The organism is Streptomyces sp. ActVer (assembly GCF_027270795.1).
In the GTDB taxonomy this organism is placed as follows: Bacteria; Actinomycetota; Actinomycetes; order Streptomycetales; family Streptomycetaceae; genus Streptomyces; species Streptomyces umbrinus_A.
In genome coordinates this window covers 1-4433 of sequence record NZ_JAPWHT010000641.1, presented here as the reverse complement: position 1 = coordinate 4433, position 4433 = coordinate 1, and the positions used below count along the sequence as shown (strand labels likewise).

General features: G+C 71.3%; 6 protein-coding genes and 2 pseudogenes. All 8 read right to left on the bottom strand.

Translation table 11 applies throughout. From position 1 onward, the window contains the following. Positions 1–75 precede the first annotated feature (75 nt). Positions 76–285: pseudogene (locus O3Q52_RS49550) on the bottom strand (hypothetical protein); the annotation flags it as partial. Continuing rightward, positions 282–1058, bottom strand: a complete 777-nt coding sequence (locus tag O3Q52_RS49545; protein WP_269654999.1) for an HAD family phosphatase — start codon at positions 1056–1058, stop codon at positions 282–284. The pseudogene O3Q52_RS49550 and the gene O3Q52_RS49545, both read right to left, overlap by 4 nt. After that, positions 1055–1267 (bottom strand): annotated as a pseudogene (locus O3Q52_RS49540) (hypothetical protein); the annotation flags it as partial. The gene O3Q52_RS49545 and the pseudogene O3Q52_RS49540, both read right to left, overlap by 4 nt. 154 nt (positions 1268–1421) lie before the next feature. Next, a complete protein-coding gene (locus O3Q52_RS49535; protein WP_269654998.1) occupies positions 1422–2330 on the bottom strand; it encodes a universal stress protein in 909 nt (302 codons plus the stop codon). A gap of 25 nt (positions 2331–2355) precedes the next feature. Next, positions 2356–2577, bottom strand: a complete 222-nt coding sequence (locus O3Q52_RS49530) for a hypothetical protein (RefSeq protein WP_269654997.1) — start codon at positions 2575–2577, stop codon at positions 2356–2358. 312 nt (positions 2578–2889) lie between these two features. Beyond that, positions 2890–3408 (bottom strand): flavodoxin domain-containing protein, encoded by a 519-nt coding sequence (locus O3Q52_RS49525; RefSeq protein ID WP_269654996.1) that lies wholly within the window; start codon positions 3406–3408, stop codon positions 2890–2892. A gap of 16 nt (positions 3409–3424) precedes the next feature. After that, positions 3425–4147, bottom strand: a complete 723-nt coding sequence (locus O3Q52_RS49520) for a CBS domain-containing protein (RefSeq protein WP_269654995.1) — start codon at positions 4145–4147, stop codon at positions 3425–3427. A gap of 12 nt (positions 4148–4159) precedes the next feature. Next, positions 4160–4433, bottom strand: a 274-nt coding sequence (locus O3Q52_RS49515; protein ID WP_269654994.1) for an acetate--CoA ligase family protein, incomplete at its 5' end; no start/stop codon positions are given.

The following is a 4433-nucleotide window of genomic DNA, read 5'->3' as shown; positions in this document are numbered from 1 at the left end:
TCGTCAGGAAGGCCTCGGCATCGAGCGCGGGGCCCGCGAAGGCGACCGCCAAGAAGACCTCGGCGTCGAGCGCGCCTCGTTCTCGACCCGGCGTCCGGCCACGTCGGAGGTGAGCCGGTTGTAGCAACCCGCCGCGTACGTCCCGGGATAGTGCACGTCGTCCGCCGCGCACTCGGGGATCGATCCTCGGGTGGCGAAGTAGCCGTTGCCCAGCGTGCACAGGGACTCCCTGAGCCGCTCGTCCGCGGGCTCGTAGCCCTCGTAGTCCCAGGTCCAGCCCGTCACGTCGGTGATCCTGCCTCGATCAGTTCACCCAGGTCGCGTACGACCAGGTGGGCGCCGTGCCGCAGGAGTCTGTCCCCGGTACCTGGACCGGCCGTGCGATCCACACCGATGACCAGGGCGAACCCGCCCAGACGGCCCGCCTCCACACCTGCCAGGGCATCCTCGACGACGGCGGTGCGGTCGGCGGGGACACCGAGCCGGCGGGCCGCTTCCAGGAAGAGGTCGGGCTGTGGTTTGCCCGGCAGGCCGAGCCGGGCCGCCTCGCCGCCGTCGACCAGCGCGTCGAAGAGGTCGAGGACGCCGGCCCTGGTGAGGAGTTCACGGGCGTGGCGGGACGCGGAGGCGGCGGCAAGGGGCACCGCCTCGCGTCGCAGGGCTCGCAGCAGCCGCACAGTGCCCGGGTAGGCGTCGATACCCTTCTCACTCAGCCGCTCGGTGAACAGCCGCTCCTTGTCGGCGGCGACGTCGCGGACCGTCTCGACGGGCAGGTCGAGGCCGCGTGAGGCGAGGAAGGCGGCGGCACCGTCGAGGCGGGACTTGCCGTCGACGTACTTCAGATAGTCGTCGCGTGTGTCGAACGGACGCCGCTGGTGAGGGTCCTCGGGCGGATGGTCGCGCAGGAACGCGTCGAAGGCGGTCTTCCAGGCGGCGGCGTGCACCCTGGCCGAGTCGGTGATCACTCCATCGGTGTCGAGGACGACGGCGCGAACGCCCCGCAGCACGGGTGCGATCCCGTCGAGGGAGTTCCCGGGCCGCGCGGGCGGCCGGTTCACAGCTGCTCCGCAGTGTGGCCGGTGAGGTCGAGCAGCCGGTTGCTGCAGCCCCACTCCTTGTCGTACCGGCCGAAGACCTTCAACGGGTCGCCGTGGGCCCGGGTCAGGGCCGCGTCGAAGACGCAGGGGGCGGGATCGCCGATCACCTCACGGGAGACGATCGGCGTGGTGGTCACCCGCAGGATGCCGCGCAGCCGCCCGTCGGCCGCCTCGGCGGACGCCGACCTGCCGGATTCGGCACGCTCCGGTGCCCCGCGCAGGTGGGCGCGGCCGATGCGGCCGAGCCCGTCGATACCCACTTGGACGGTCATGGACAACTCCTGAGCGAGGAGGGATGAGGTGCGTACGGGGCGTTTTCCACGGTCACACCGGTTGCGGCACGATCGCCACCGGGCAGCCCGCGTGGTGCAGCAGGGTGTGGCCCACCCGACCGAGCTGGAGGCCGAAGTGGCCGTGCCTGCGCCGGGCTCCGACAACCACCAGGTCGGCGGCGGCGGAGCGGTGCAGCAGGACCTTGTGGGCCGGTCCCTCGACCGTCGTGCGGCGTATCCGCACGTGCGGGTGGTCCGCGACGGCGTCGTGGAGTACCGCGTCCAGCAGAGCCGAAGCCCGCTCCTCGTGGTACCGCTCCGGTTCGTTCGCCGACGCCGGATGATCGGCGGTCTCGTGCGCGGGGCAGCGCCAGGCACGTACGACATCGAGCGTGGCGGCGCGGGCGGCGGCCTCACGGAACGCGAAACGCACCGCCTCACCGCTCACGTCGGGGTCCCCGGCTCCGAGCAGGATCCGCTCGTGCCTGCCCTCCATGGCAACCTTGTCGCCGCGCACCACGATCACCGGGCAGTGGGCCCGGGCCGCCACACCCAGGCCGACCGAACCCAGGAGCAGTCCCGTCAGCTCGCCGCGGCCACGCGAGCCCGTCACCAGCGCCGCGGCGTTGCGGCCCTCCAGCAACAACGCGGAGACCGCCTCTTCGGGCACCAGCTCGGTGGAGACCCTCACGGCAGGGTTGCGCCGCCAGGCGCGTTCCACCGCGGATCCGACGATGTTCTCGGCAAGCACCCGCCCGGAGGACCGGCCGAGGTCGCTCCCGAGGCCGATGCCCTCGTAGCGCTCCCAGAGGAAAGCGTGCACCAGGCGGAGCGGGAGGCCGTGGCGGGCCGCCTCGTCCACCGCCCAGTCCATCGCGCGGAGGCTGGACTCCGATCCGTCGACACCCACAACCAGGGGCAGCTCCATCATCGTCACCGCCTTCGGTACGGCCTCGGACATCCCGCCACGGTCGGTGGGACCACGTTCACCGTCCCACCGGCGTCCGGTCGGCAGTAGGGGCGGTTCGGCCCTTGTCGGGGACGTTCGGCACTGCTGCGCGGCGCGGCTGGCGGCGAGTGGACAGCCGACGCAGCAGCCACACGAAAGCGCCGTCGGCCACCGCGGCCACGACAAACGTCACGGCCATGGCCGCGACCAGCAGCACGGCGAACAGCTGGTAGAACTCCGGTGTGAGAGTCGTACGCACTGCTCTCACCTCCTGTCGGAAAACACTTCGGGAAGTTCCTTCACTCTCATCCAACTCCCCCTTGAAGCAGGGCACTTGAGCCGAACGGTGCGCAATCCCGTGCCGGACGGCCCTAGTGGCCGGACACAGGCGGGCCGGCCCTGGGCAGAGGTTCTTCGACCTCTGCCCAGGGCCGACCCGGTATGGCCGCACGGTGACAGAAATGAGGTCACGCGCAGGCATCGCCGTCGCCGGTGTCGGGACCGAGCCCGGCGGGACGACGGAGTGGGGTGGGTGGCCGTCGCCCGCTGTGAAAGCGGGCCGAGGCCGCGTCTACTGAGGTTCCCTTCCAGGAGAAGGCGTGACCAACTGTGCGCCGATGCCTGCGGCCCAGGCCTCGATCCGCTCGAAGTCGCGGAAGTCTCCGCCCTTTCCGGAGGAGACGATCATCCGGGCCATGCGCCCCTTCGCGCCCTCTTGGAGGCAGCCCCCGAAGGTGATGTGCTCCCTGGCGTCGAGCCGGACCATGGCCCGGCGGACGCCGGGCACAGGTGGGATGTCCCGTTCCGAGGCCGTGGCGTCGAGCGGGCCGCTGCTGAAGAACCACAGCGGGCGCCCGGTCAGCGCGCGGCGGTGGCGACGGACGAACCGTCGTGCGTCACGGTGCCACCGTCCCGCGTAGAGCCCGCCGCCGACCACCACCGCGTCGTACGCCTCCACGCTGTCGACGGACCGGGCGGGCAGTGCCTCGACCGTCAGCCCTTCCTTCCGCAGGACGTCGGCGACCGCCTCGGCGATCCGGGCGGTTGATCCGTTCGTCGTTCCATAGGCGACCAGTACCTTGCTGAGCATGGCGGTCCGCCTCCTCTCACAGCCGGCGCAGCCAGTCGTCGGTGACTCCGTGCAGTGCCTGGTCGTCCAGCCTGATGCGCGCGTCGTCGAGCCGGTAGGTGAGCATGTCGACCACCGCGACCACTCCGTCGATCTGTTTCGTCATGGAGACGGCGATCTCCGTCTCACTCCTGCGCTCCATGTGGCCCTCGAGCGTGACCACGCCCTCCGTCACGGTGATCGTGACGCTCCGGGGCGCCAGCCACAGCGTGCGGACCAGGACCTCCTCGATCACCTCGCGGCGGATGTCGGCATCCGGGCGCAGGAAGACCTGGAGCAGGTCACGGCGGGTGACGATGCCCACGAGCCGGTCCTCCTCGTCCACGACGGGCAGCCGCTCCACGCGATGCCGCGCCATGGTCCGGGCGGCCTCGGCGATGGTGTCCTCGGCGTGCACGGTGACGGGTGGCTGGGACATCAGCCGGCCGGCCGTTCGGGCATGGGCCTTCGCCGCCTGCCTCCGGGCACCCCGGCGCAGAGTCGCGAGCCGGAAGCGGCGCCTTTGACCGGGGTCCTGGGACTGCCGGGCCATCAGGTCGGTCTCGGAGATCACCCCGATGACCTTCTCGTCCTCGTCGACCACGGGCAGTCCGCTGATGCGGTGGTCTGCGAGCAGCCGAGCCACCTCCTTGAACGGGGTGCCGTACACGGCGCGGACGACGTCGGCCGTCATGACGGTGCCGATCCTGCTGTGCTTCATGTCTGTTCCTCCTCAACGCAGTCGGCGCAGATAGGGGTCCTGGGCCCTGCGCGGCAGCAGGCGTACCCGCGCGTCGAGCACGGTGACGTGGCCGGGCGTGGCGATGACGGGGTTGAAGTCGGCCTCGGCGAGCTGCGGCAGGTCGCTCGCCATGCGGGACAGGCGCAGCAGCAGTTGTTCGAGGCCTTCGAGGTCGACGGGCCCGCTCCCGTGCGCACCGAACAGCAGCGGTGCACAGCGCGGCGCGGTGATCAGGTCGTGCACGTCGTGATCCGTCAGCGGGGCG